Origin of the sequence: Rhodanobacter thiooxydans (assembly GCF_021545845.1) — a bacterium.
Taxonomy (GTDB): Bacteria; Pseudomonadota; Gammaproteobacteria; order Xanthomonadales; family Rhodanobacteraceae; genus Rhodanobacter.
Window position 1 is genome coordinate 1,531,117 of sequence record NZ_CP088923.1, and the last position, 24,383, is coordinate 1,555,499.

Below are 24,383 nucleotides of genomic sequence, written 5' to 3' on the forward strand. Positions count from 1 at the left end.
ACTTCAATCCATGAAATTCTCCGAAAACTGGCTGCGCGAACTGGTGGATGTGCAGGCCGATCGTGCCGAACTGGCCCATGCGCTGACCATGGCCGGGCTGGAAGTGGAAGAAGTTACGCCGCTGGGCGACGACCTGGCCGGCGTGGTGGTGGCCGAGATCGTCGCCGCCGAAAAGCACCCACAGGCCGACCGGCTGCAGGTGTGCAAGGTCGATGCGGGGCAGAGCGATCCGTTGCAGATCGTCTGCGGCGCGCCCAACGCGCGCGTTGGCATCAAGGTGCCGCTGGCGACGGTCGGTGCAAAGTTGCCGGGCGGCATCGCCATCAAGGCGGCCAGGCTGCGCGGCGTGGAATCGTTCGGCATGCTGTGCTCGGCGAAGGAACTGGGCATCGACGCCGACGCCTCCGGCCTGCTGGAGCTGCCGGCCGCTGCGCCGGTCGGCCAGCCGCTGGCTGCTTATCTTGGTCTGCCGGATGCCAGCTTCGAGCTGAAGCTCACCCCGAACCGCCCTGATTGCCTGAGCATGGTCGGCCTGGCGCACGACGTGGCTGCGCTGTTCGGCAGCATGGTGAAGCTGCCGGCAGCAGCAAGCGTGCCGGTGACCGGCGATGCGCGTCGCGGCATCCGCCTGGAAGCGGGCAGGGATGCGCCGCGTTACCTTGGCCGCATCATCGAAGGCATCGACCCGATGGCACGCTCGCCGCTGTGGCTGGCCGAGCGACTGCGCCGCGCGGGCCTGCGTCCGATCAGCGCGGTGGTCGACGTCACCAACTACGTGATGCTGGAACTGGGCCAGCCGCTGCATGCGTTCGACAACGACACGCTCGAGGGCGACATCGTGGTGCGCCACGCGCGCAGCGGCGAGACGCTGAAGCTGCTTGACGGCAACGAGGCGAAACTGGACGAAAGCTTCGTGCTGGTCGCCGACGAAAAGAAGGCGCTGGCCGTGGCCGGCGTGATGGGTGGCCACGACTCGCGCGTCACCGACGCCACCCGCAACGTGTTCCTGGAATCCGCGCATTTCGCACCCGCCGCGATCATGGGCCGCGCGCGCAAGCTGGGCCTGCACACCGATGCCTCGCATCGCTTCGAGCGCGGTGTCGACCCGGAACTGCCGCGCCGTGCGCTGGAGCGCGCCAGCGAGCTGCTGCTGGCGATCGCCGGCGGCAAGGCCGGCCCGGTACTGGTGGCGGAGAATCCGGCCGACCTGCCGAAACCGGCTCCGGTCGTCCTGCGCCGTGCGCGTCTGCAGCGCGTGCTCGGCGTGGACGTGGCCGACGCCGAAGTGGCGCGCATCTTCACCGCGCTGGGCATGCAGGTCGCGGCGACGACCGACGGCTGGCAGGTCACCGCGCCGAGCAGCCGTTTCGACATCGAACGCGAAGAGGACCTGATCGAGGAAGTCGCGCGCATTTTCGGCTACGACAACATTCCCACGGCTACCCCGGCTGGCGCGCTGACCCTGGCTATCGAGCCGGAGGCGCGCATCAACGAACTGGCGCTGCGCGAGCAGTTGGCCGCGCGCGGCTACTACGAGGCCGTCAACCTGTCCTTCGTGGCGGCCGAGCTGCTGGCGGAGTGGGGCTTCACCGGGCAACTGGTGCCGCTGGCCAACCCGCTGTCGGCCGATCTGGCGGTGATGCGGCCCTCGCTGCTGCCGGGGCTGATCGAGGCACTGCGCCACAATCGCGCACGCCAGCAGGAACGGGTGCGGCTGTTCGAGGTCGCTCGCGTGTTTGCGCAGGGCAATCCGCCGGTCGAGACGCCCAGTCTGGCCATCGTGGCCTGTGGCAAGGCTCGTGCCGAGCAATGGGGCGAACCGACGCGGGCGCTGGATTTCTTCGATCTCAAGGGCGACCTGGATGCGCTGCTCGCCTGGGGCGGCGAGCCGCAGCGCTGGTCGGTGCATGCCGATGGCCTGCCGGGCTGGCTGCACCCGGGGCGCGGTGCCCGGGTGACGCGCGATGGCCTCATCGTGGGTCACCTCGGCGCCCTGCACCCGCAATTGGCCAAGGCGCTGGACCTGGGCCCGGACGTGCATGTGCTGGAACTGGCGCTGGAGCCGCTGCTGGCGCGCCGCCTGCCCCAGGCGCAGGCAGTGCCCCGGTTCCCGGCCGTGCGCCGCGACCTTGCCATGGACCTGCCGGAAACGGTCCACTGGTCACAAATCGAGCAGACGGTTCGCCGCACGCTGGGCGAACGCCTGAAAGAACTGCGCCTGTTTGACCGCTACAGCGGCAAGGGAGTCGAAGCAGGCCGAAAAAGCCTCGCTATGGGCTTGATTTTACAGGACGCTTCACGCACGCTTACCGACGACGACGCGGACCGTTGCGTACGCGAGGCCATAGCGGCGTTGGAGCAATCATGCAAGGCAAAGTTGCGAGGGTGAGATGGCTCTGACCAAGGCGGAAATGGCCGAGCGGCTTTTCCTCGACGTGGGCCTCAACAAGCGCGAGGCGAAGGAGTTCGTGGACGCCTATTTCGAGGTGGTCCGCGGAGCCCTGGAAAACGGCGAACAGGTGAAGTTGTCCGGCTTCGGCAATTTCGACCTGCGACTGAAGAACCAGCGGCCCGGGCGCAACCCGAAGACCGGCGAGGAGATTCCGATCTCCGCCCGGCGCGTGGTGACGTTCCGGCCGGGACAGAAACTCAAGGTAAGAGTCGAGGGCTATGCTGGACCAAGGGAATAACACCGAGCTGCCCGCCATCCCGGCCAAGCGCTACTTCACCATCGGTGAAGTCAGCGAGTTGTGCGGGGTGAAGCCCCACGTGCTGCGCTACTGGGAGCAGGAGTTTCCTGCCCTCAACCCGGTCAAGCGCCGCGGCAACCGCCGCTACTACCAGCGCCACGACGTGCTGATGATCCGCCAGATCCGCTCGCTGCTGTACGACGAGGGTTTCACCATTACCGGTGCGCGCGCGCGTCTGGAAGGTCCGCAGGCGCGGATGGAAGCGAGCATCTCGCACCAGATCGTGCGCCAGGTGCGGATGGAACTGGAAGAAGTGCTGACCCTGCTGCGCCGCTGAAGCGCGATTCGCGCTTCCGGCAGCGGGCATCAAGCTGCTAGAATTGCCGTTTCGTCGGGGCGTAGCGCAGTCTGGTAGCGCATCTGCCTGGGGGGCAGAGGGTCGTCGGTTCGAATCCGGCCGCCCCGACCAATTGGACTACTCTAGACAATCCGGAATGTCACTGAAACCGCGCTCTGGCGCGGTTTTTTGTTGTCTACATCGGCACCCCCATTGAGTCCCTCCAAGTCCGTAGGATGGCTCGGGGTACGCGAGCCAAGGGTGATCTGCTGGGTCGCTGAGGGCCAGGAATGCGGTGCGTATTAGATGCGCCTCTCGCTGCTAGGATCGGCCGGAGGGAGAGATGCCATGACAGACGACCAGATCAAAGGCGATGCCATCGCGTTCGCGAAAGCAAACAAGAAGAACATTGCTCGAAGGTTGTGTTCAAAAGAACAGTACCCACCTGAAAAGGATCCGGTCTCGATCTTCATGGCGGGGTCGCCAGGAGCCGGTAAAACTGAGGCGTCGATCGAGCTTGTCGCTGCGGTCGGGCCAACCATTCGGATTGACCCAGACGACCTGCGGTCGGAATTTCCGATGTACAACGGCGGCAACGCCCACCTCTTTCAGCCAGCGGTCTCGATCATCGTCGACAAGATGATCGACTTTGTGTTCGACAACGACCAGAGCTTCCTACTTGACGGAACGCTAGCCAACGAGAACAAAGCTCGATACAACATAGAGCGATCGCTGCAGCACAAGCGGGTGGTTCAGGTTCTGTATGTGTATCAGGACCCGTGTCAGGCTTGGCAGTTCGTCTGCGCTAGGGAAGCCGTCGAGGGGCGTCGTATTGACCTAGAAACCTTTATAAGTCAATATTTTGAGTCCCGAAGGGTCGTTAACGCTTTAAAAGCGAAGTACGGTGCCGATATCAAAATTGACCTGCTTCTGAAGAACAATGATGGATCAAATCGATCCTACCAAGCGAACATCCAGAACGTTGATCACCACGCACCCGAAGCGTACGATGAAAAGCGCTTGAGAGTAGCCATTTCAACCATGAAATACGTGAGTGACTAATGGGTATCTTCACCGCCAAAAAGGTTGAGCGAAGCGCGATGGCGGAGTTCATCCGTAACGCGTCCTCATCCGAAAAGAACAAGGTATATCGCGAAGTCCTCGTCAAGGCGACCAAACGCCAAGAGGATGTGGTGAAGCGCGCTCCGACAGGCTACCTCTTGAAGGCCTGCGGTTGATGCAGCAAGAAAAACCCCGCTTCTGCGGGGTTTTTCTTGTGTGCCTTGCCTCATGATTGAGCACGAACGCACTCTTGTGTGTCGGACTGCTTGTGACTTCGCTGCAGGGAGTGGGTTCCTAATACAACACCCGGCTGCGCAGCGTCCCGGGGATTGCCGCCAGCTTCGCCTTCAGCTCGCTGGCCTGGGCCTCGTCGGCGCTGACGTCGATCACCACGTAGCCGACTTCGCCGTCGGTCTGCAGGAACTGCGCGTCGATGTTGATGTTGCCGGCCGAGAACAGCTCGTTGATGCGCGACAGCGTGCCTGGCACGTTGCGGTGGATGTGCAGCAGGCGGCGGCTGTGCGGGTGTTCGGGCAGGGCCACTTCGGGGAAGTTCACCGCCGACAGGGTGGAGCCGTTGTCGCTGTAGCGGACCAGCTTGCTGGCCACCTCGATGCCGATGTTGTCCTGCGCCTCCAGCGTGCTGCCGCCGATGTGTGGGGTAAGGATCACGTTGTCCAGACCGACCAGCGGCGAGACGAAGGGGTCGTCGTTGCCCTTGGGTTCGGTCGGGAACACGTCCACCGCGGCGCCGGAGAGGTGGCCGGCGCGCAGCACGGCGGCCAGCGCGTCGATGTCCACCACGCTGCCGCGCGAGGCGTTGATCAGCATCGCGCCGGCGCGCATCTTCGCCAGTTGCTCGCGACGGATCATCATCCGGGTGGCAGGGGTTTCCGGCACGTGCAGAGTGACCACGTCGGCGCGTTCCAGCAGCTCGTCCAGGCTGGACACGGCGCGTGCGTTGCCGAGCGCCAGCTTGGTCTCGATGTCGTGGAAGATCACCCGCATGCCCATGCTCTCGGCCAGCACGCCGACCTGGGTGCCGATGTGGCCGTAGCCGACGATGCCGAGCACCTTGTCGCGCGTCTCGTAGCTGCCGCTGGCCGACTTGGACCAGCCGCCGCGATGGCACTGCGCGTTTTTCTGCGGAATACCGCGCAGCAGCATGATCGCCTCGGCGATCACCAGTTCGGCCACGCTGCGGGTGTTGGAGTAGGGCGCGTTGAACACCGGCACGCCGAGCCTGCGCGCGGCGCCCAGATCCACCTGGTTGGTGCCGATGCAGAAGCAGCCCACCGCGATCAGCCGCTTGGCCTGGGCCAGCACCTCGGCGGTGAGCTGGGTGCGCGAACGGATGCCGACGATGTGCGCGTCGGCGATGCGCACCTTCAGTTCGTTTTCGGGCAGTGACTTGGCATGCAGCTCGACCTGGCTGTAGCCGGCGCGACGGAAGTTGTCGACCGCGCTGGCGCTGACGCCTTCCAGCAGCAATACCTTGATGTCCTGGCGAGGGTAGGAGGTCTGCATGGTCGTCCCGGGTCGAGTGGCGTTGTCGCCCACTATGCCAGATTTTGCGGCGCTGCAGCACTGGACGCGGGGCGAAGCGGCTGGCAGGCTGCGGGAACGCCCCAGGAGCCCAAGCATGTCCGACCCTCGCCTCGCCGAACTGTCCCGCCGGTTGCCGGAGCTGCGCGTGCTCAACGCACCCGCCGAGCTGGAGCATTACGGCCGCGACTGGACCCGCCGCTGGACGCCGGCGCCGCTGGCCATCGCGCTGCCGACCAGCACCGAAGAGGTGCAGGCCATCGTGCGCTGGGCGAACGAGTCGCGCGTGGCGATCGTGCCGTCCGGTGGCCGCACCGGCCTGTCCGGCGGTGCGGTGGCGGCCAACGGCGAGCTGGTGTTGAGCCTGGAGCGGATGAACCGGGTGCTGGATTTCGACGCGGTGGACTGCACGCTGACCGTGCAGTCGGGGATGATCCTGCAACACGTGCACGAGGCCGCCCGTGAACATGGTCTGGTCTATCCGGTCGATTTCGCCGCGCGCGGCTCGTGCTCGATCGGCGGCAACATCGCCACCAACGCCGGCGGCATCCGGGTGATCCGCTACGGCAACACGCGTGAATGGATCGCCGGGCTGAAAGTGGTAGCCGGCAACGGCGAGTTGCTTGAGCTCAACCGCGGGCTGATCAAGAACTCCAGCGGCTACGATTTCCGCCAGCTGCTGGTCGGTTCGGAAGGCACGCTCGGCATCGTGGCGGAGGCGACCTTGAAGCTCACCGAGCCGCCGCCGCCGTCGCAAGTGATGCTGCTGGCGCTGCCGGACATGGATGCGTTGATGCAGGTGTTCGCACTGTTCCGCGCGCGGCTCGTCCTGCAGGCGTTCGAGTTCTTCACCGACCATGCGTTGCGGCACGTGCTGGCGCACGGCGCGCAGCGCGCCATCGACGGCGATCATCCCTACTACGTGGTGACCGAATTCGATGCGGCCGACGAGCGGCAGCAGGAGGCCGCGTTGGCCGCGTTCGAGCAGGGCATGGCGGAAGGCTGGATCAGCGACGGCGTGATCGCGCAGAGCGAAGCGCAGGCCGCCGCGCTATGGCGGCTGCGCGAGGGCATCACCGAGAGCCTGGCGCCGCGGCGGCCGTACAAGAACGACGTGTCGGTGCGGATCAGCGCGGTGCCGGCGTTCCTGCACGAGATGCAGGCGTTGCTGGCGCGCGAGTATCCGCAGGCCGAGGTGGTCTGGTTCGGCCACATCGGCGACGGCAACCTGCACATCAACGTGCTGCGCCCGGACGGCCTGGTGGAGGACGCGTTCATCGCCCAGTGCGAACACGTCACCGCGCTGCTGGCGGCGACACTGCAGCGCCATGGCGGCAGCATCTCGGCCGAGCACGGCATCGGCCTGGTCAAGCGGGCGTATCTGGAAAGCACCCGCAGTGCGACGGAGATCGCGCTGATGCGCGGGGTGCGCCGGGTGTTCGACCCCAACGGCGTGCTCAATCCAGGCAAGCTGTTCGCGCCTGACTGAAGGTCCGCAAGCCGCGCCCATGCTAGTCTTGCGGGCTTGTTAGCCGATCCCGAGGAGCCGTCATGCCGTCGTCGCCGCTGCGTTCGCTGTACCCCGAAATCGAGCCGTTCGACAGCGGCTTCCTGCCGGTTTCGCCCGTGCACACGCTGTACTACGAACAGAGCGGCAACCCGCACGGCAAGCCGGTGGTGTTCCTGCATGGCGGCCCGGGCGGCGGCACCAATCCGAAATGCCGGCGTTTCTTCGACCCGGCGATCTACCGCATCGTGCTGTTCGACCAGCGCGGCTGCGGCCAGTCCACGCCGCATGCCGAGTTGACCGACAACACCACCTGGGACCTGGTCGCCGACATCGAGCGCCTGCGCGGGCATCTCGGCATCGACCGCTGGCAGGTGTTCGGCGGTTCGTGGGGCTCCACGCTGGCGCTGGCGTATGCGCAGACGCACCCGGACAAGGTCACCGAGCTGGTGTTGCGCGGCATCTTCATGCTGCGCCGCTGGGAGCTGGAGTGGTTCTACCAGAAGGGTTGCGATGCGCTTTATCCGGATGCGTGGGAAACCTATCTCAACGCGATCCCCGAGGTCGAACGCGGCGACCTGATGAGCGCGTACCACCGCCGCCTGACCAGCACCGATGCGAAGACGCGTACCGACGCGGCACGTGCCTGGTCAGTATGGGAGGGCGCCACCAGCTTCCTGTGGCAGGACCAGTCGCACATCGAGTCCAGCGGCGAGGATGAGTTCGCGTTGGCGTTCGCGCGTATCGAGTGCCATTACTTCGTCAACGGCGGCTTCTTCGAGCACGACGACCAGCTGCTGCGCAACGTCGGGCGCATCCGCCACATCCCGGCGGTGATCGTGCAGGGCCGCTACGACGTGGTGTGCCCGTTGCGCAGCGCATGGGACCTGCATCGGGCGTGGTCCGAGGCGGAGCTGCGCATCGTGCAGGATGCCGGCCATTCGGCGTTCGAGCCGGGCAACGTGCATGAGCTGATCGAGGCGACCGACCGCTTCGGCCGGTGAGGCGAGCCATGACGGGTAGGAGCCGCGCTTGCGGACGATGCTCTTGCGAATCCCGAATCCCGGCTTTCAAAGCATCGCCCGCCAGCGGGCTCCTACCCAGGTGTCGGTCAGTCGTTCGCTGGCAGCTGCTTGGTGCCGAAGATCTTGTCGCCGGCGTCGCCGAGGCCGGGCAGGATGTAGCCGCGTTCGTTGAGGCGCTGGTCGATTGCGGCGGTGTAGATCTCGATGTCGGGATGGGCGGCGGTGATGCGCTCCAGGCCTTCCGGCGCGGCGACCAGGAACAGCCCCTTGATGCGTTTGCAGCCTGCCGCCTTGAGCATGTCGACGGTGGCGACCAGGGTGCCGGCGGTGGCCAGCATCGGGTCGACGATCAGTGCGATGCGCTCGTCCATGCGCCCGCTGAGCTTCTCGTAGTAGGTGGTCGGCTTCAGCGTCTGCTCGTTGCGCTGCAGGCCGACCACGCTGACCTTGGCCGCGGGAATCAGGTCGAGCACGCCTGGCAGCATGCCCAGGCCGGCGCGCAGGATCGGCACGATGGTGATCTTCCTGCCCTTGATCCGGTGCACCTGCAGCGGCCCGGCCCAGCCCTCGATTTCTTCCTCGACGGTTTCCAGGTCCTTGGTGGCCTCGTAGGTGAGCAGTGCGGCGACCTCGGAAGCCAGCTCGCGGAACTCCTTGGTGCTGATGCCGGCACGGCGCATCAGGCCGAGCTTGTGCTGGATCAGCGGGTGGCGCACTTCGACGATCTTCATGGATGACTGTCTTTCCGGGCGGTGCGGGCGCGACAGTCGGGAAGCTTAGCGAAGTGGCCCCGCCGGCGCACGCAGGAACGGGCGCCGGCGGGGCCGGAGTTGCAGAAGGTCTTACGGTGTGGCGGCGTTGCCCTTCAGGCAGCTGCTCATGAAGGTCTTGCGGTCCGCGCCCTTGAGCCCCTTGGCGGTGGCGTCGGTGTTGCAGGTCTTCATCTTTTCCTGCTGGGCCTGTTTCGCCGTGGGTGCGGTGGCCGCTGCGGCGCTGCCACCTTTCAGGCAGCTGCTCATGAAAGTCTTGCGCTCGGCCCCTTTCTTGCCGGTGGCCTGCTTGTTGCAATCGACCATGCGCTGCTGCTGCGCCGTGTGTGGCTTGGTGGCCGGAGCAGCGGCGGTGCTGGCTTGCGGCGTGGCTGCGAAGGCGGCACCGGCGAAAGCCAGCGCGGCACTGACGGCAAGCAGACGAAGTGACATCGACATCGTTGAACCCTCCCTAGGTGACCGGCGAGCGCCGGCGCGGGCAGTCTATGCCCGGCGGCCACTGCGGCGGGAGTGGGTGGAACCTGACATGCACGAAGTATTCAGCTGCGGCGACGCGTCAAGTGTCGCCGCAGCGGGTTCGGTTCAGGCCGCCTCGGCCTTGGCCTTGCGCGGGCCTTCCAGCAGCGCCCGGCGTACATGCGACACGATCAGGTCGACCTCGGCGCTGGTGACGTTGAAGTGCGGGGTGAAGCGCAGCGAGTTGGCGCCGCCATGGATCACGCCGACGCCGTGCTCGCGCATGTATTCCTCGGTGGAACCGGCGCCGTAGCACTTGTACTCCGCGGCCAGCTCGCAGGAGAACAGCAGGCCGGTGCCCTGCACCTTGGTGATCAGGCCGCCCAGCTCGTTCTTCAGCGCGTTGAGCTTGTCGACGAATTCCTTGCCGCGCTCGCGGATGTTGCTGCGCACGGCATCGCTGAGCTCGCCCAGCGTGGCCAGGGCCACGTCCAGCGCGCGCGGGTTGGCGGTCATGGTGTTGCCGTAGATGCCCTTGCGGTACAGCCCGGCGGCGCGGTCGCCGACGGCCAGCACGGAGAGCGGGTACTGGCCGGCGTTGAGCGCCTTGGAGAAGGTTTCCATGTCCGGCGGCGGCAGGCCCTCGAAGCCGGGGTAGTCTACGAACGACAGCACGCCATGCGCGCGCAGGCCGGCCTGGATCGAGTCGACCAGCAGCAGGCTGCCGTGCGATTCGGTCAGCGCGCGCGCGGCCTGGTAGAACTCCGGGGTCACCGCGCGGCCGGGGTCGCCTTCGCCCATCACCGGCTCCAGGAACATCGCCTCGATGAACCAGCCGTGCCGGTCGGCGTCGGCAAACGCGGCTTCCAGCTGCGCCACGTCGTAGGGCGCCACGGTGATCAGGGTGTCCTCGTGGCGGTAGCTGGCGAGGTTCTGCTGATAGGTCTTGCGGCTGGAATCGGAGTACAGCGCCGGCGCCTCGGTGCGGCCGTGGAATGCGCCCTTCACCGCCAGCCGCTTGATCGTGCGGCCGGCGTAGCGCGCGCCCGTGTCGGTCATCGCCTTGGCGTTGACGTCAGCGATGCGGCAGGCCAGCGAGACCGACTCCGAGCCGGAGTTCAGGCACAGGTAGTGCTTGTACGGGCTGCCGCCGCGGCTGCGGCCCAGTTCCTTGTTCAGCGCCGCGGTGAAGCGCAGCTGCGCCACGCTGGGTGACATCACGTTCGCCATCACCTGCGGGCGGGCCAGCGCGGCCAGGATCGCCGGGTTGTTGTGGCCGAAGCCGAGCATGCCGTAGCCGCCGTTGTCGTGCACCACGGCGCCCTTCAGGGTGACCATCCACGGGCCGCGCGCGGCCGCCGGCAGGTACGGGTTGATCGCGTCGTCCGGGTAGAAGTTGACGAAACCGGCCTGTGCGCGGGCCAACTGCTCGGCTTCGTCGAGCTTGAGGAAATCACCCATACCAGCCGCCGCCAGCTCGGCACGCAGCTCGCGATGGCGCGCCACCGCGTTGGTCACCGCCTGGCCCAGCAGGGGATCGTTTGCCGCCATGCGCTCGATGGTGGCGTCGTCCAGGCCGACGGTCCGCGGCTTGCCGCCGAATTCGCGCAGTTCGCGCAGCTGGTTGATCACACCCATGGCTATCTCCTCAGATCCGCCGGCGCCTCGCACCCAGCGCGAAGCAGGCCAACGTGTAGTGCGTGGGGGGAGCCCGGCTCCCGCGGCGCGCGGCCCGGTTTGGCGGGTGGCGCGTATCCACGAATGTTGAGGATAACTCGCGGCATGGCCTGCCCGGTACCCCCTGCGCCTGGCTGGCTGATCCATGGCCGCTGCGCTTTGCCTCGCCCGATCAGGCGCTTGGGGCAGAATTTGCCGTGTGGATGACGGCTGTCACCCACGATGGTTGACGGCGGCGACTAGGGCTGCCGCCGCGCACTGCCTAGGCTGTGCGGCGAGAGGAGACACTCGCATGAACGACACCACCGTTGCCGCCTTGCCGCCGCCGTGAAGCGCTACGGCCGACTCGCCGCGCTGGATGGATGGCGCGTGGACCTCGTCGTGCGGCGCGGCGAAATGCTCGCCCTGCTCGGTCCCAACGGCGCCGGCAAGAGCACCAGCATCAGCCTGCTGCTGGGATTGATTCGCCCGGACACGGGTCGCGCCGAACTGTTCGGACTCGACCCGCAGCGCATCGAGGTGCGCCGGCGCATCGGCGTGATGCTGCAGTCGGCCAGTCTGCCGCCCACGCTGCGCGTGGGCGAGCTGCTGCGCCCGACGATGAGCTATTACCCGAACCCGCTCGGCTGCGACGAGACCGCCACGCTGGCGGCATCGCCGACCTGCTGCTGCGGCCCTACGGCAAGCTTTACGGCGGCCAGCAGCGCCGCGTGCAGTTCGCGCTGGCGCTGTGCGGCCGGCCCGAGCTGCAGGTCCTGGACGAGCCCACCGTGGGCATGGATATCGGGGCGCGGCGGAAGCTGTGGGCGGCGATCCGTCAATTGGTGGCTAAGGGTTGCTCGGAGCTGTTGACCACGCATTACCTGGAGGAGGCCGAGGTGCTGGCCGACCGCGTCTGCGTGATGTCGCGCGGAAGAGTGATCCACGAAGGCAGCGTCGACGAGCTGCGCTGAAGCGCGTGCGTTGCCTCGGCGCGGTTCCGCTCGAAGTGGTGCAGGGCTGGCGCCTGGCCGGCGAGGGCCAGCCCGCCGGCGACATCGCTGCACACCTGAACCTGTCGCACGGCACCGTGCGCTGACCCGTCCGAGGCAATCGGCAAACTCGGTGTCGCCAATCGCATCGAGGCGTATCGGCTGGCGCGGCAAAAAGGCTGGCTGTAGGCGCTGCACGGGAATCGGTCCGCTGCGGGATAATGCCCCGTTTCCCGATACCGGCTGTGCCCCTTGAAGAAGTCCGATTTCGATTTTGAGCTGCCGCCCGGGCTGATCGCGCAGGCGCCGTTGCCGGAGCGTTCGGCCAGCCGGATGCTGCTGCTGGATGTGCCGGCGCAGTCGCAGCAGGACCGCATGTTCCGCGAGCTGCCCGACTTGCTGCGGCCGGGCGACCTGCTGGTGTTCAACGACACCCGCGTGCTGCCGGCGCGGCTGTACGGGCGCAAGGACACCGGCGGCGCGGTGGAGATCCTGATCGAGCGGGTCACCGGCGCGCACGAGGCGGTGGTGCAGTTGGGGGTGAGCAAGAAACCGAAGGAGGGCGCCCGGATCGAGCTGGCCGACGGCAGCCGTGCGCTGGTGCTGGGCCGCGACGAAAGCTTCTTCCGGTTGCGTTTCGAGGCGCCAGAGCCGCTGGAGGAGCTGCTGCAGAAGCTGGGCGAGATGCCGTTGCCGCCGTACATCGAGCGGCACGCCGACGCCAGCGACATGGAACGCTACCAGACCGTGTTCGCGCGCGAGCCCGGCGCGGTCGCTGCGCCAACCGCAGGGCTGCATTTCGATCAGCCGATGCTGGGCCGGCTGCGCGAGCGCGGCGTCGACTTCGGCTACATCACGCTGCATGTGGGCGCCGGCACCTTTCAGCCGGTGCGCGTGGACGACATCAAGGACCACCGCATGCACCGCGAGTGGCTCAACGTCGGCGCGCACCTGATCGGGCAGATCCGCCGCGCCCGCGCGAACGGCGGGCGGGTGATCGCGGTGGGCACCACCGTGGTGCGCGCGCTGGAAAGCGCCAGCAGGGACGGCGAGCTGCACCCGTTCGCCGGCGAGACGCAGATCTTCATCTTCCCCGGTTACCGCTTCAGCAGCATCGACGGCCTGATCACCAATTTCCACCTGCCGCAGTCAACCCTGCTGATGTTGGTGTCCGCCCTGGCCGGGCGCGAATTCATGCTCGGTGCGTACCGCCATGCGGTCGAGCAGCGCTACCGCTTCTTCTCGTATGGCGACGCCATGCTGATCCTGCCGCACGGGGTCGGGCAAGATAAGGGGTGAGGGGTCAGAGTCACTTTTCGCATGCGAAAAGTGACTCTGACCCCTTGCGCAAAACCCGCGATAATGCCCGGATGACTTCCCTCCGCTTCGACCTCCATGCCACCGACGGCGCCGCCCGCCGCGGTCGCCTCACGTTTGCCCGCGGCACGGTGGAGACGCCGGCGTTCATGCCGGTGGGCACCTACGGCTCGGTCAAGGCGATGACCCCGCGCGACGTTACCGAGATCGGCGCCGAGATCATTCTGGGCAATACCTTTCACCTGTTCCTGCGGCCGGGGCTGGAGGTCATCGAGCCGTTCGGCGGGCTGCATCGCTTCATCGGCTGGAACAAGCCCATCCTCACCGACTCGGGTGGTTTCCAGGTGTTCTCGCTGGCGCACAAGCGCCGGATCACCGAGGAAGGCGTGACCTTCGCCTCGCCGGTGGATGGCTCGAAGGTGTTCCTGTCGCCGGAAGTGTCGATGCAGATCCAGAAGACGCTGGATTCCGACATCGCGATGGTCTTCGACGAGTGCACGCCGTACCCGGCGACGGAGAAGGTGGCGGCCGATTCGATGGAGCTCAGCTTGCGCTGGGCCGAGCGCTCGCGGCGCGCGTTCGACGATTTGGAGAATCCGAATTCGCTGTTCGGCATCGTGCAGGGCAGCGTCTATGAAACCCTGCGCCGACGCTCCGCGGAAGGGCTGGTGAAGCTCGGTTTCGACGGCTACGCAGTGGGCGGCCTGGCGGTGGGCGAGCCGGAGGCCGAGCGCAATCACTCGCTGGATTTCACCGTGCCGCTGCTGCCGGCCGACAAGCCGCGCTACCTGATGGGCGTGGGGCGGCCGGAAGACATCGTGGAGGCGGTGCGCCGCGGCATCGACATGTTCGATTGCGTGATGCCGACGCGCAACGCGCGCAACGGTTTCCTGTTCACCGCCGAGGGCACGCTGCGCATCCGCAACGCGAAGTACGCCACCGACACCAGCGTGATCGAGGAGGGCTGCGACTGCTACACCTGCAGCCACGGTTTCAGCCGCGCCTACCTGCGCCATCTCGACCGCTGCAACGAGATTCTCGGCAGCCAGCTCGCCACCATGCACAACCTGCGCTACTACCAGCGGTTGATGGCCGGTCTGCGTGCGGCGATCGCCGGCCGCACGCTGGAATCGTTCGTGGCGGAGTTCTACGCCCGCCGCCAGGGCGCCGCGGTTTCGTAGGAAGGCTGCTGCAGGGGCGCCAGCTGGCGGTTCCGGCGGGGTCCGGGCCGGTGGCAGCGCTGCCGTGCACGCATTGGGGGGTGCATGGCATAATCGGGAATCTTTTATCAGGCGTCCTGTCGAAAACCTCGATGGCGCCATAACTTGCGAGACCAATCCATGAGTTTTCCGATCTCCCTGGTGATCGCCCAGGCCGCGGCACCGCAGCCGCAGGGTGGCGGCATATCCTTGATCATCACGATGGTGGTGCTGTTCGGCCTGATGTATTTCATGATGATCCGCCCGCAGATGAAGCGGCAGAAGGAGCATCGCGCGCTGATCGCCGGCCTGGCCAAGGGCGACGAGGTGGTTACCAACGGTGGCATCGCCGGGCGCGTGGACGAGGTTGGCGAGACCTTCGTCACGGTCGAGATCGCGGCCAACGTGAAGGTCAAGGTGCAGAAGGGCGCGGTCCAGCAGGTGCTGCCCAAGGGCTCGCTGAAGTCCGTCTGAGACCCCGGATGTCCAGGGGCGAAGCTTTTTCGAATAGTGCGGCCAAGGATGGCCGCTTCTTGACGTTCGCGATCATGGACGATCGTAAAAATAAACTTCGGCCAAGGATGGCCGCTTCCTGACGTTCGCGATCACGGATGCTCGCAAAGGACCCGATCATGAGTGATTTTCCCCGCTGGAAATACGCGCTGGTTGCGCTGGTGATGCTGTTCGGCATCATCTATGCGTTGCCGAATGCATTCCCGCCGGTGCCGGCCGTGCAGGTCACGGCCAACCGCGATGCGCCGCCGATCAACCAGGCGGTACAGCAGAAGGTGCAGGCGGCGCTGACGGCGAAGAAGATCGCGGTCACCGACGTATTCATGGAAGGCGACCATCTGCTGGCCACGTTCGCCAACTCCGACGTGCAGAAGAGTGGCTTGGAGGAGATCAAGGCGGCGCTGGGCGACGGCTACACGGTGGCGTTCAAGCTGCAGTCCAACGTGCCGCGCTGGCTGAGCGCGATCGGTGCCCGCGCGATGCCGCTGGGCCTGGATCTGCAGGGCGGCGTGCACTTCCTGATGCAGGTCGACCAGAAGGACGCGATCGAGAAGCAGGAGAACAGCTACGCGGACGACATCCGCAGCCTGCTGCGGCAGAAAAACATCCGCTATGAATCGGTCACCCGCAACGCCGCGGGCGGCCAGGGCATCGCGGTGATCCTGCGCTCGGCCGACGACCGCTCCACCGCCTCCGACGCGATCGCCAACGAATATGTCGACCTGCTGGTGTCCTCCGGCGCCAGCACCGGTGACCGCTTCGTACTGAACGTGGCGATCAAGCCGGACAAGCTGCGCGAGCTGTCGCGCAGTGCGATCACCCAGAACCTGGGCACGCTGCGCAACCGCATCAATGCGCTGGGCGTGTCCGAGCCGCTGATCCAGCAGCAGGGCGACAGCCGCATCGTGGTCGAGCTGGCCGGTGTGCAGGACCCGGCCGAGGCGAAGAAGCTGATCGGCGCGGTCGCCACGTTGCAGTACCGGCCCGGCATCGGCCAGCCCGGCGACACCCGCGCGGTGGAAGCGGCCCGCACCGGCAACATCCCGCCGGACGCCAACCTGTACTACATGCGTGGCGACAACCGGCCGGTGCTGGTGAGCAAGCAGATCATCGTGACCGGCAACCAGCTGGTGGACGCCTCCTCCGGCATCGACCAGCAGAGCGGCACGCCGAAGGTCGACGTGACCCTGAACGCGGCCGGCGCCAAGAAGATGGGCGACTTCACCAACGCCAACGTCGGCAAGCCGATGGCGGTGCTGTACGTGGAGCAGGTCTATGAGACCAAGGTGGTCGACGGCAAGGAAGTGCGCGTGCCCAAGATCACCGAGACGGTGATCAACGACGCCACCATCCAGAGCCCCTTCAGCAAGCAGTTCCAGACCACCGGCCTGGGCAGCGCGAAGGAAGCCTCCGAGCTGGCCCTGCTGCTCAAGGGCGGCGCGCTGGCCGCGCCGATGGACATCGTCGAGGAAAGCGTGATCGGCGCCAGCCTGGGCCAGGACAACATCGACAAGGGCTTCAAGGCGGTGATGCTGGGCCTGGCGCTGGTGCTGCTGGCGGCGGCGATCTACTACAAGCTGTTCGGTCTGGTTGCCGACATCGCGCTGTTCTTCAACCTGGTGGTCCTGCTGGCGGTGATGTCGTTGATCGGTGTCACCCTGACCATGCCCGGCGTGGCCGGCATCGTGCTGACCCTGGGCATGGCGATCGACGCGAACGTGCTGATCTGCGAACGCATACGCGAGGAACTGCGCAACGGCTCCAGTCCGCACGCGGCGATCCGCGCCGGCTACGAAAAGGCATGGTCGACCATTCTGGACGCCAACGTCACCCACCTGATCGCAGCGCTGGCGCTGACCACCATGGGTACCGGCGCGATCAAGGGCTTCGGCGTGACGCTGATGATCGGCATCCTGACCTCGCTGTTCACCTCGGTCACGCTGACCCATGCGTTCACCGCGGCGATCCACGGCCACCGCAAGCTCAAGACCCTTTCGGTGTAAGGGCGGGAATATCATGGAAATTTTCAATCACGACAGCAACATCCACTTCCTGGGGATGCGCAAGTACACCATTGCCATCGGTATTTTCCTGATGGTTGCCTCGATCGGCCTGATCATGTTCCGGGGCCTCAACTATGGCCTGGACTTCACCGGCGGCGTCTCGATGATCGTCGACTACGGCCAGTCGGTGGAGATTTCCGAGGTGCGCAATGCGCTGGAGAAGGGCGGCATCGACAACGCGATGGTGCAGAGCATGGGCGGCACCCGCGAGGTGTCGATCCGGCTGCAGCCGAAGGACGACCCCGGCGCCGTCGACGCCAACGGCAAGTTCAACCTCGACCGCATCGCCGCCGACGTGATCAAGGTGCTGCAGGTGGCCCGCCCGGACGCGAAGCTGAAGAGCCGCGACTACGTCAGCGCCCAGGTGGGCCAGGAATTGCGCAGCGACGGCACGGTGGCCGCGGTGTTCGTGATCCTCGGCATCATGTTCTACCTGTGGATCCGCTTCGAGCGCCGCTTCGCGATCGCCGCGGTGATCACCGAGGTGCACGACACGCTGGTCACGCTGGGCATCCTGGCGCTGGTGCAGCGCGAGTTCGACATGACCGTGCTGGCCTCGGTACTGGCGGTGATCGGCTACTCGATCAACGACAAGGTGGTGGTGTTCGACCGCATCCGCGAGCTGTTCCGGCTGGCGCGCAAGGCCGAGCCGGAGGAGATCCTCAACCGCTCGATCAACAACACGCTGTCGCGCACCATCATCACCTCGCTGTTCACCGGCATCACCATGGGCGCGCTGTACTTCTTCGGTGGCACTGCGGTGCACGGCTTCGCCGTCACCATGCTGATCGGCATCGTGGTCGGCACGCTATCCTCGATCTTCGTGGCCAGCCCGATCCTGCTGTGGCTGGGCGTGTCGAAGAAGGACCTGATGCCGGTGACCAAGGAAAACCCGGAACTGGCGCGGCGCCCCTGAGCAACCATTATCCGCAAGGCGGGTGATTCCAATATTTTCTCCCCTGCTTGCAGGGGAGATGCCCGAAGAGCCTGCCCCGGACTTGATCCGGGGGCAGAGGGGTAGCCCCGCGAAACGAAACGGCCCGGTCTACATCGGGCCGTTTTCTTTTGCACGCACAGGATTCCACGCAGCACCGGTCGGAGCCCGCTGGCGGGCGATGCTTTTGCTCTTGCGAATGCTCTTGCGAATCCCGAATCCCGAATCCCGAATCCCGAATCCCAGCTTCAAAAGCATCGCCCGCCAGCGGGCTCCTACGGAAGCCGTGGGGATGACAGCCAGGTTTCCAGTTCGGCAAGGCGCTGCGGGGTTCCCACGTCGGTCCACGTGCCACGGTGATGCGAACCGTCCATCTTTCCATGCGCCATCGCCGTTTCCAGCAGCGGCCGCAGCTTGAAGCGCGGTGGTTTGGCCTCGACGCCCGACGCAGCGCCCACAGCCTCGCGCCAGCCGTCCAGCAGCTCGCGGCGGAACACGCCGATGCCGCTGTAGGTGAGTCGGGGTTCGCCGTCGTCGTGCAATTGGCCTGCGGCGTCCAGCCGGAAATCGCCGCGAGGGTGATGCGCGGGGTTGTCGGTCATCAGCAGATGCGCGAGGCCCCGCGGCTCGGCGGGCAGGGCGGCGAAATCCGCGTCGCACCACACGTCGCCGCTTGCCACCAGGAACGGCTCCGGCCCCAGCAGCGGCAGTGCATTGAGCATGCCGCCGCCTGTTTCCAGCGGTGTGGGGCCTTCGTAGGCGTAGCGGATGCGCAGGCCCCAGCGCGAGCCGTCGCCCAGCGTGGCAGGGAACTGTTCGGCCAGATGCGAGGTGTTGATCACCACGTAGTGCACGCCGGCCGCAACCAGCTTTTCCAGGTGCCATGCGATCAGCGGCTTGCCGCCCACGCGAAGCAGCGGCTTGGGCGTGTGCTCGGTCAACGGGCGCATGCGCTCGCCGAGGCCGGCGGCGAAGATCAGCGCGTGCCTCATGCGGCGACCTGCGTGAGGTCGCGGCCGGCCGCATGCCGCTGCAGCAACGCGGCGAACTCGGCCAGCTCGGGGTAACGGCGCGCCACCTCGATCACGTAGCGGTACACCTGCGGCACATCCTTGAGATAGCCTGGCTTGCCGTCGCGGTACCACAGCCGATAGAACTGGCCCAGCACGCGTACGTGGCGGTGCAGGCCGGTGAGGTCGAACCAGCGCAGGAAGCGTGCGGCGTCCACGCTGGCGTCGATCACGCCGGCGCCCAGCAGGCGCTGCCGGTAGGACTCCACCCAGCCCTCGACGCGCGCGCGCGGCCACGCGATGTAGGCGTCGCGCAGCAGCGAGGCGAGGTCGTAGGTGATCGGGCCGTGCAGCGCGCCCTGGAAATCGACGATGCCCGGGTTGTTCGCCTCCGTCACCAGCAGGTTGCGGCTGTGGAAATCACGGTGCACGAAGCGGCGCGGCTGCGCCAGCGCGTTGCGCACGATCACGCCGAAGGCGGCTTCCAGCACGTCCCATTCCTCGCAGCTCGGCGGGTGGCCGAGGTGGCGCTGCAGGAACCATTCGGGCATCACTTCCAGCCCGCTAACCAGCACGGCGTGGTCGAACGGTGGCAGGTCGTCGCTGGCCACCTTCGCCTGCATCGTCAGCAGCGCGTCCATCGCGTCGCCGTAGAGTCTGTCCGCGTTCGCGTCGTTCAACTCGGCCAGATACAGCCGCGAGCCGAGATCCTCGATCAGCAGGAGGCCCTGCTGCAGGTCGTGCGCCCGCACCGCCGGCACGTGTAGTCCGGCAGCGGCCAGCCGCGCGCCGATCGCCAGCCACGGCCGCGGGTCTTCGCGCTCCGGCGGCGAATCCATCACGATCCAGCTTTGCCCGCCGTGCCTGGTACGCCAGTAGCTGCGGAAACTGGCGTCGGAAGACGCCGATTGCAGGGTGAGGCTGGCGTCATCCAGCACGTGGCGGGTCCAGGCGAGGCGGGCGGCGGCGCGATCGGCAATCGGGGTCATGACAAGCGTGGGCAACAGGATGGCGCCAGCTTAGCGACCCACCGGCGTCGTGACGAGGCGTCGAACACCGCGGCATTGACCGCGCGGCATCGAATCAGTACCATTTTAGTCCCGATTCAACCGACCCAGCCCGAGCCCATGCTCCGCGTCAGCCGACTCACCGATTACGCCACCGTGGTGATGACCTGTATCGCCGCGCACCCGGCCGAGGTGCTCAGCGCGGTGCAGATCGCCGACGAGACGCGGCTGGAACTGCCCACCGTGAGCAAGCTGCTGAAGGCGCTCGGCCATGCCGCGCTGGTCGAGTCGTTCCGCGGCGTCAACGGCGGCTACCGGCTGGCCCGGCCGGCCGGCGAGATTTCGCTGGCCGAGATCGTCGAGGCGATCGAAGGGCCGATCGGCATGACCGAATGCAGCGTGGCCGAAGGCCAGTGCGAACGCGAATCGCAGTGCGGTGTGCGCGGCAGCTGGCAACTGGTCAACAACGTGCTGGACAACGCACTGCGTGCGGTCAGCCTGACCGACATGCTCAAGCCGCAGCCGCCACGGCCGCCGCGCCGGATCGCCGCCGTGCCGCTGGGCGACATCGCCATGCCGGCGAAAGCCCGCCGGGTCACCACCGAATGAACGAGATGATGAACAATCAGAGCAGCACCGCCGCCACACTGCGCGACAACGCGGGCGTGGCCGAGGTCCTTGGCCGCAGCTACAGCGCCGGTTTCGTCACCCAGATCGAGATGACCGGCCTGCCGCCGGGTCTGGACGAAGGCACCATCCGCGCGCTGTCCGCGGTCAAGCGTGAACCGGAGTGGATGACCGAGTGGCGGCTCGAAGCCTATCGCCACTGGCTGACCATGCCGAAGCCGGACTGGGCCAAGCTCAACATCGACCCGATTGACTACCAGGCGATCAGCTACTACGCCGCGCCGAAGAAGCAGCCCAAGTCGCTGGACGAGGTCGACCCGGCGCTGCTGGAAACCTACGAGAAACTCGGTGTGCCACTGCATGAGCGCGCCGCGCTGGCCGGTGTGGCGGTGGATGCGGTGTTCGACTCGGTCTCGGTCGGCACCACCTTCCGCAAGCAGCTGGCCGATGCCGGCGTGCTGTTCTGTTCGATGAGCGAGGCGATCCGCGAGTATCCCGAGATCGTGCAGAAGTACCTGGGCAGCGTGGTGCCCACCGGCGACAACTTCTTCGCCGCGCTGAACTCGGCGGTGTTCTCCGACGGCAGCTTCGTGTTCATCCCCAGGGGCGTGCGCTGCCCGATGGAACTTTCCACCTATTTCCGCATCAACGCGCAGAACACCGGCCAGTTCGAGCGCACCCTGATCGTGGCCGAGGAAGGCGCCCACGTCTCCTACCTCGAAGGCTGCACCGCGCCGAAGCGCGACGAGAACCAGCTGCACGCGGCGGTGGTCGAGCTGGTGGCGCTGGAAGGCGCGCAGATCAAGTACTCCACCGTGCAGAACTGGTACCCGGGCGACGAGAACGGCGTGGGCGGCATCTACAACTTCGTCACCAAGCGCGGCGACTGCCGCGGCGACGATTCCAAGATCAGCTGGACCCAGGTGGAAACCGGTTCGGCGATTACCTGGAAATATCCTTCCGTGGTGCTGCGCGGCGACCGCTCGGTGGGCGAGTTCTACTCGGTGGCGCTGACCCACCACTTCCAGCAGGCCGACACCGGCACCAAGATGATCCACCTCGGCAAGGACACCAAGTCGAAGATCGTCTCCAAGGGCATCAGCGCCGGCAGGAGTTCCAACAGCTACCGCGGCCTGGTGAAGATGGAGAAGGGCGCCGAGCGCGCGCGCAACTACACCCAGTGCGACAGCCTGCTGATCGGCAAGAAGTGCGGCGCGCACACCTTCCCGTACATGGAAGTGAAGAATCCCACCGCGATCGTCGAGCACGAGGCCACCACCTCGAAGATCTCCGACGAGCAGATGTTCTACTGCCGCAGCCGCGGCATCGGCGAGGAAGACGCCGTGTCGATGATCGTCGACGGCTTCTGCAAGCAGGTCTTCCGCGAACTGCCGATGGAGTTCGCGGTGGAGGCGAAGAAGCTGCTGGAAGTCTCGCTGGAAGGCGCCGTCGGTTGACATTTTTCCTTCTCCCTCCGGGAGAAGGTGCCCGCAGGGCGGATGAGGGTACGGGCGGAGCGGGTATTCCGTTCCAGCCGAACCCTCACCCCAACCCCTCTCCCAAGGGGAGAGGGGCTCAAGATCAGGAATCACCATGCTCAAAATCGAAAACCTGCATGCCCGCGTCGAGGGCAAGGAAATCCTCAAGGGGCTCAGCCTCAGCGTGAACGCGGGCGAGGTGCACGCGATCATGGGCCCGAATGGCGCCGGCAAGTCGACGCTGGGCAATGTGCTGTCCGGCCGCGACGGTTACGAGGTGACCGCCGGCACGGTGACCTACAACGGCATCGACCTGCTGCAGCTTTCGCCGGAAGCGCGCGCGGCGGCCGGCGTGTTCCTGGCCTTGCAGTATCCGGTGGAGATCCCGGGCGTCAACAACACCTATTTCCTGCGCGCGGCGCTGAATGCACAGCGCAAGACGCGTGGCGAGAAGGAACTCGATTCCATGCAGTTCCTCAAGCTGGTGCGCGAGAAGCTGAAGGTGATGCAGATCTCCGACGAGCTGCTGCACCGCGCGGTCAACGAGGGCTTCTCCGGGGGCGAGAAGAAGCGCAACGAGATCTTCCAGATGGCGGTGCTGGAGCCGCAGCTGGCGATCCTCGACGAGACCGATTCAGGCCTGGACATCGACGCGCTGAAGCAGGTGGCGCAGGGCGTCAACGCGCTGCGCTCGCCCGACCGCGCGTTCCTGATGATCACCCACTACCAGCGCCTGCTCGACTACGTGGTGCCGGATTTCGTGCACGTGCTGGCGAACGGCCGCATCGTCGAGAGCGGCGACAAGTCGCTGGCGCTGAAGCTGGAGGAACACGGCTACGCCGGGCTCGGCACGGGGGCGGTGGCATGAACCCGTCGGCCTCCACGCCGCTGGGCGCCTCGTTGCTGGACGCGCCCCTGCCGACCAGCGGCATCGCCTGGCTGGATGAGGCGCGCCGCGAGCACCGCGCCGCGTTCGCCGCCGGCGGCCTGCCCGGCGCGCGGGTCGAGGCGTGGAAGTACACCGCGCTGCGCGGGCTTGCCCAGCGCCGCTTTGCCGCTGGCGACGCAGCGGCGGCCACGCGCGACGTCGATGCGGCCGCGTTCGCCCTGCCGGGCGTGGATGGGCCGCGGCTGGTGTTCGTCAACGGCGTGTTCCGGGCGGATCTGTCGACCGCCACCGCACTGCCCGACGGGCTTTTGCTGCAGCCGCTGTCACAGGCCCTGCGCGACGACGCGGAGCCGCTGCGGTTCGCCTTGTCGCGGCCGGCCCTGGTCGGGCACGTCCGCGAGGGCGGCGATGCGTTCGTGCAGGTCAACGCCGCCAGCGCCACCGACGGCGTGGTGCTGAGGGTTGCCGCGCACGCCAGGATTGCCGCGCCGGTGCAGCTGGTCTTCGTCGGCGCCGCCGCGGACGCCGAGCTGGCCTGGCATGCGCGCAACCTGGTCGAGCTGGGCGAAGGCGCCTCGCTGGAGCTGGTCGAACATCATGTGGGCAGCGGCGAGCAGGCCCAGCTGGCCACCCTGGTCGGTGATTTCGTGCTGCACGAAGGCGCGCAACTGCACCATGTCGTGCTGCAGAACGCCGCGACCGCCACCAACCTGATCCGCCGCAGCGGCCTGCGTCTGCATGCGCGTGCGCAGATGCAGCTGCATGTGCTGGAGCTGGGTGGCGCGCTGGTGCGGCACGACCTGCAGGCTGAGCTGGTCGGCGACGGGGCGCAGCTGCATACCCGCGGCGCGTTCATGCCGCACGGCCGCCAGCACGTCGATACCCAGCTGGCGATTCGTCACCAGGCGCTGGACACCACCTCCACCTCCACCTGGCGCGGCGTCGCCAGCGACCGCGCGCGCGGCGTGTTCCGCGGCGCGATCGTGGTGGCGCCCGGCGCCGACGGCAGCGATGCCAACCTCAACAACAAGAACCTGCTGCTGTCGCCGGGCGCCGAGATCGACACCAAGCCGGAGCTGGAGATCTACGCCGACGAGGTGCAGGCCGCGCACGGCGCCACCGTGGGCCAGCTCGACGAGCGCTCGCTGTTCTACCTGCGCTCGCGCGGCATCCCGCTGGCCGAGGCGCGCGCGCTGCTGACCGCCGCGTTCTGCCGCGCGGTGCTGGACGATCTGCCGAGCGGGGCGCTGCGCGAGCACCTGTCGGCGTTGCTGATCGCGCAATTACCTGCCTGATGCCTTTCTCC

At 66.7% G+C, this 24,383-nt stretch carries 22 protein-coding genes, 1 tRNA gene and 3 pseudogenes; 20 read left to right on the forward strand and 6 right to left on the reverse strand.

Annotated features, from left to right (window positions below):
* Positions 1–10 precede the first annotated feature (10 nt).
* The 6 genes from pheT (at position 11) to LRK53_RS06790 (ending at position 4,265) form a co-directional block, all read left to right on the forward strand.
* Positions 11–2,389: a phenylalanine--tRNA ligase subunit beta gene (pheT, locus tag LRK53_RS06765; protein WP_027493822.1), complete on the forward strand. Its 2,379-nt coding sequence runs from the start codon at positions 11–13 to the stop codon at positions 2,387–2,389.
* A gap of 1 nt (position 2,390) precedes the next feature.
* Entirely contained in the window at positions 2,391–2,690 is a 300-nt protein-coding gene (gene ihfA / locus LRK53_RS06770; protein WP_007512071.1) for an integration host factor subunit alpha, read from the forward strand.
* On the forward strand, positions 2,671–3,027 hold the full coding sequence (locus LRK53_RS06775; RefSeq protein ID WP_007512073.1) for a MerR family transcriptional regulator: 357 nt from the start codon (positions 2,671–2,673) through the stop codon (positions 3,025–3,027). The genes ihfA and LRK53_RS06775 overlap by 20 nt, the downstream gene beginning before the upstream one ends.
* Positions 3,028–3,082: 55 nt before the next feature.
* Positions 3,083–3,159: transfer RNA gene (locus LRK53_RS06780), tRNA-Pro, on the forward strand.
* Between the two features lie 216 nt (positions 3,160–3,375).
* A complete protein-coding gene (locus LRK53_RS06785; RefSeq protein WP_235642581.1) occupies positions 3,376–4,089 on the forward strand; it encodes a zeta toxin family protein in 714 nt (237 codons plus the stop codon).
* Positions 4,089–4,265, forward strand: a complete 177-nt coding sequence (locus LRK53_RS06790; protein ID WP_185754707.1) for a hypothetical protein — start codon at positions 4,089–4,091, stop codon at positions 4,263–4,265. The genes LRK53_RS06785 and LRK53_RS06790 overlap by 1 nt, the downstream gene beginning before the upstream one ends.
* 118 nt (positions 4,266–4,383) lie before the next feature.
* Here LRK53_RS06790 and serA read toward each other — a convergent pair whose 3' ends face one another.
* Entirely contained in the window at positions 4,384–5,616 is a 1,233-nt protein-coding gene (serA, locus tag LRK53_RS06795; protein WP_027493821.1) for a phosphoglycerate dehydrogenase, read from the reverse strand.
* A gap of 115 nt (positions 5,617–5,731) precedes the next feature.
* On the opposite strand from serA, the gene LRK53_RS06800 reads away from it, so the two are divergent.
* Both LRK53_RS06800 and pip read left to right on the forward strand, forming a co-directional pair.
* Positions 5,732–7,123, forward strand: a complete 1,392-nt coding sequence (locus LRK53_RS06800) for an FAD-binding oxidoreductase (protein WP_027493820.1) — start codon at positions 5,732–5,734, stop codon at positions 7,121–7,123.
* Between the two features lie 62 nt (positions 7,124–7,185).
* The gene (gene pip, locus LRK53_RS06805) at positions 7,186–8,145 is read left to right on the forward strand and encodes a prolyl aminopeptidase (protein ID WP_037090403.1); all 960 of its coding nucleotides are present in this window, start codon (positions 7,186–7,188) and stop codon (positions 8,143–8,145) included.
* A gap of 107 nt (positions 8,146–8,252) precedes the next feature.
* Here pip and upp read toward each other — a convergent pair whose 3' ends face one another.
* The 3 genes from upp to LRK53_RS06820 all read right to left on the reverse strand — a co-directional run bounded on the left by upp (position 8,253) and on the right by LRK53_RS06820 (position 11,030).
* Positions 8,253–8,897: a uracil phosphoribosyltransferase gene (gene upp / locus LRK53_RS06810; RefSeq protein WP_027493818.1), complete on the reverse strand. Its 645-nt coding sequence runs from the start codon at positions 8,895–8,897 to the stop codon at positions 8,253–8,255.
* A 111-nt stretch (positions 8,898–9,008) separates the two neighbouring features.
* Positions 9,009–9,374, reverse strand: a complete 366-nt coding sequence (locus LRK53_RS06815) for a PsiF family protein (protein ID WP_027493817.1) — start codon at positions 9,372–9,374, stop codon at positions 9,009–9,011.
* A gap of 144 nt (positions 9,375–9,518) precedes the next feature.
* Positions 9,519–11,030 carry an aminotransferase class III-fold pyridoxal phosphate-dependent enzyme gene (locus LRK53_RS06820; protein ID WP_027493816.1) on the reverse strand — a complete coding sequence of 504 codons (1,512 nt, stop codon included), beginning with the start codon at positions 11,028–11,030 and terminating at the stop codon, positions 9,519–9,521.
* Positions 11,031–11,465: 435 nt separating this feature from the next.
* On the opposite strand from LRK53_RS06820, the pseudogene LRK53_RS19410 reads away from it, so the two are divergent.
* The 8 genes and pseudogenes from LRK53_RS19410 to secF all read left to right on the forward strand — a co-directional run.
* Positions 11,466–11,597 (forward strand): annotated as a pseudogene (locus LRK53_RS19410) (ATP-binding cassette domain-containing protein); the annotation flags it as partial.
* A gap of 140 nt (positions 11,598–11,737) precedes the next feature.
* Positions 11,738–11,782, forward strand: a pseudogene (locus LRK53_RS19415) (hypothetical protein); the annotation flags it as partial.
* 290 nt (positions 11,783–12,072) lie between these two features.
* Positions 12,073–12,229 (forward strand): annotated as a pseudogene (locus LRK53_RS06830) (LuxR C-terminal-related transcriptional regulator); the annotation flags it as partial.
* 63 nt (positions 12,230–12,292) lie between these two features.
* Positions 12,293–13,339: a tRNA preQ1(34) S-adenosylmethionine ribosyltransferase-isomerase QueA gene (gene queA / locus LRK53_RS06835; protein WP_027493815.1), complete on the forward strand. Its 1,047-nt coding sequence runs from the start codon at positions 12,293–12,295 to the stop codon at positions 13,337–13,339.
* A gap of 71 nt (positions 13,340–13,410) precedes the next feature.
* Positions 13,411–14,538, forward strand: a complete 1,128-nt coding sequence (gene tgt / locus LRK53_RS06840) for a tRNA guanosine(34) transglycosylase Tgt (protein WP_027493814.1) — start codon at positions 13,411–13,413, stop codon at positions 14,536–14,538.
* A 159-nt stretch (positions 14,539–14,697) separates the two neighbouring features.
* Positions 14,698–15,030, forward strand: coding sequence for a preprotein translocase subunit YajC (gene yajC / locus LRK53_RS06845; RefSeq protein WP_027493813.1), 333 nt, complete (start codon positions 14,698–14,700; stop codon positions 15,028–15,030).
* 158 nt (positions 15,031–15,188) lie between these two features.
* Positions 15,189–17,072, forward strand: a complete 1,884-nt coding sequence (gene secD / locus LRK53_RS06850) for a protein translocase subunit SecD (RefSeq protein WP_027493812.1) — start codon at positions 15,189–15,191, stop codon at positions 17,070–17,072.
* Positions 17,073–17,085: 13 nt separating this feature from the next.
* Positions 17,086–18,048 (forward strand): protein translocase subunit SecF, encoded by a 963-nt coding sequence (gene secF, locus LRK53_RS06855; protein WP_027493811.1) that lies wholly within the window; start codon positions 17,086–17,088, stop codon positions 18,046–18,048.
* A gap of 293 nt (positions 18,049–18,341) precedes the next feature.
* Here the strand turns inward: secF and murU are convergent, their stop codons facing one another.
* Together murU and LRK53_RS06865 are read right to left on the reverse strand one after the other, a co-directional pair.
* A complete protein-coding gene (murU, locus tag LRK53_RS06860) occupies positions 18,342–19,058 on the reverse strand; it encodes an N-acetylmuramate alpha-1-phosphate uridylyltransferase MurU (RefSeq protein ID WP_027493810.1) in 717 nt (238 codons plus the stop codon).
* Positions 19,055–20,065: an aminoglycoside phosphotransferase family protein gene (locus LRK53_RS06865; RefSeq protein WP_027493809.1), complete on the reverse strand. Its 1,011-nt coding sequence runs from the start codon at positions 20,063–20,065 to the stop codon at positions 19,055–19,057. Before LRK53_RS06865 ends, murU begins: the two co-directional genes overlap by 4 nt.
* 138 nt (positions 20,066–20,203) lie before the next feature.
* Here LRK53_RS06865 and LRK53_RS06870 point away from each other — a divergent pair, with 138 nt between their 5' ends.
* The 4 genes from LRK53_RS06870 to sufD all read left to right on the forward strand — a co-directional run bounded on the left by LRK53_RS06870 (position 20,204) and on the right by sufD (position 24,372).
* Entirely contained in the window at positions 20,204–20,692 is a 489-nt protein-coding gene (locus LRK53_RS06870) for an SUF system Fe-S cluster assembly regulator (protein WP_027493808.1), read from the forward strand.
* Between the two features lie 8 nt (positions 20,693–20,700).
* On the forward strand, positions 20,701–22,167 hold the full coding sequence (gene sufB, locus LRK53_RS06875; protein ID WP_185754706.1) for a Fe-S cluster assembly protein SufB: 1,467 nt from the start codon (positions 20,701–20,703) through the stop codon (positions 22,165–22,167).
* Between the two features lie 136 nt (positions 22,168–22,303).
* Positions 22,304–23,056 (forward strand): Fe-S cluster assembly ATPase SufC, encoded by a 753-nt coding sequence (gene sufC / locus LRK53_RS06880; protein ID WP_027493806.1) that lies wholly within the window; start codon positions 22,304–22,306, stop codon positions 23,054–23,056.
* Positions 23,053–24,372 (forward strand): Fe-S cluster assembly protein SufD, encoded by a 1,320-nt coding sequence (gene sufD, locus LRK53_RS06885; protein WP_027493805.1) that lies wholly within the window; start codon positions 23,053–23,055, stop codon positions 24,370–24,372. The genes sufC and sufD overlap by 4 nt, the downstream gene beginning before the upstream one ends.
* Positions 24,373–24,383 lie beyond the last annotated feature (11 nt).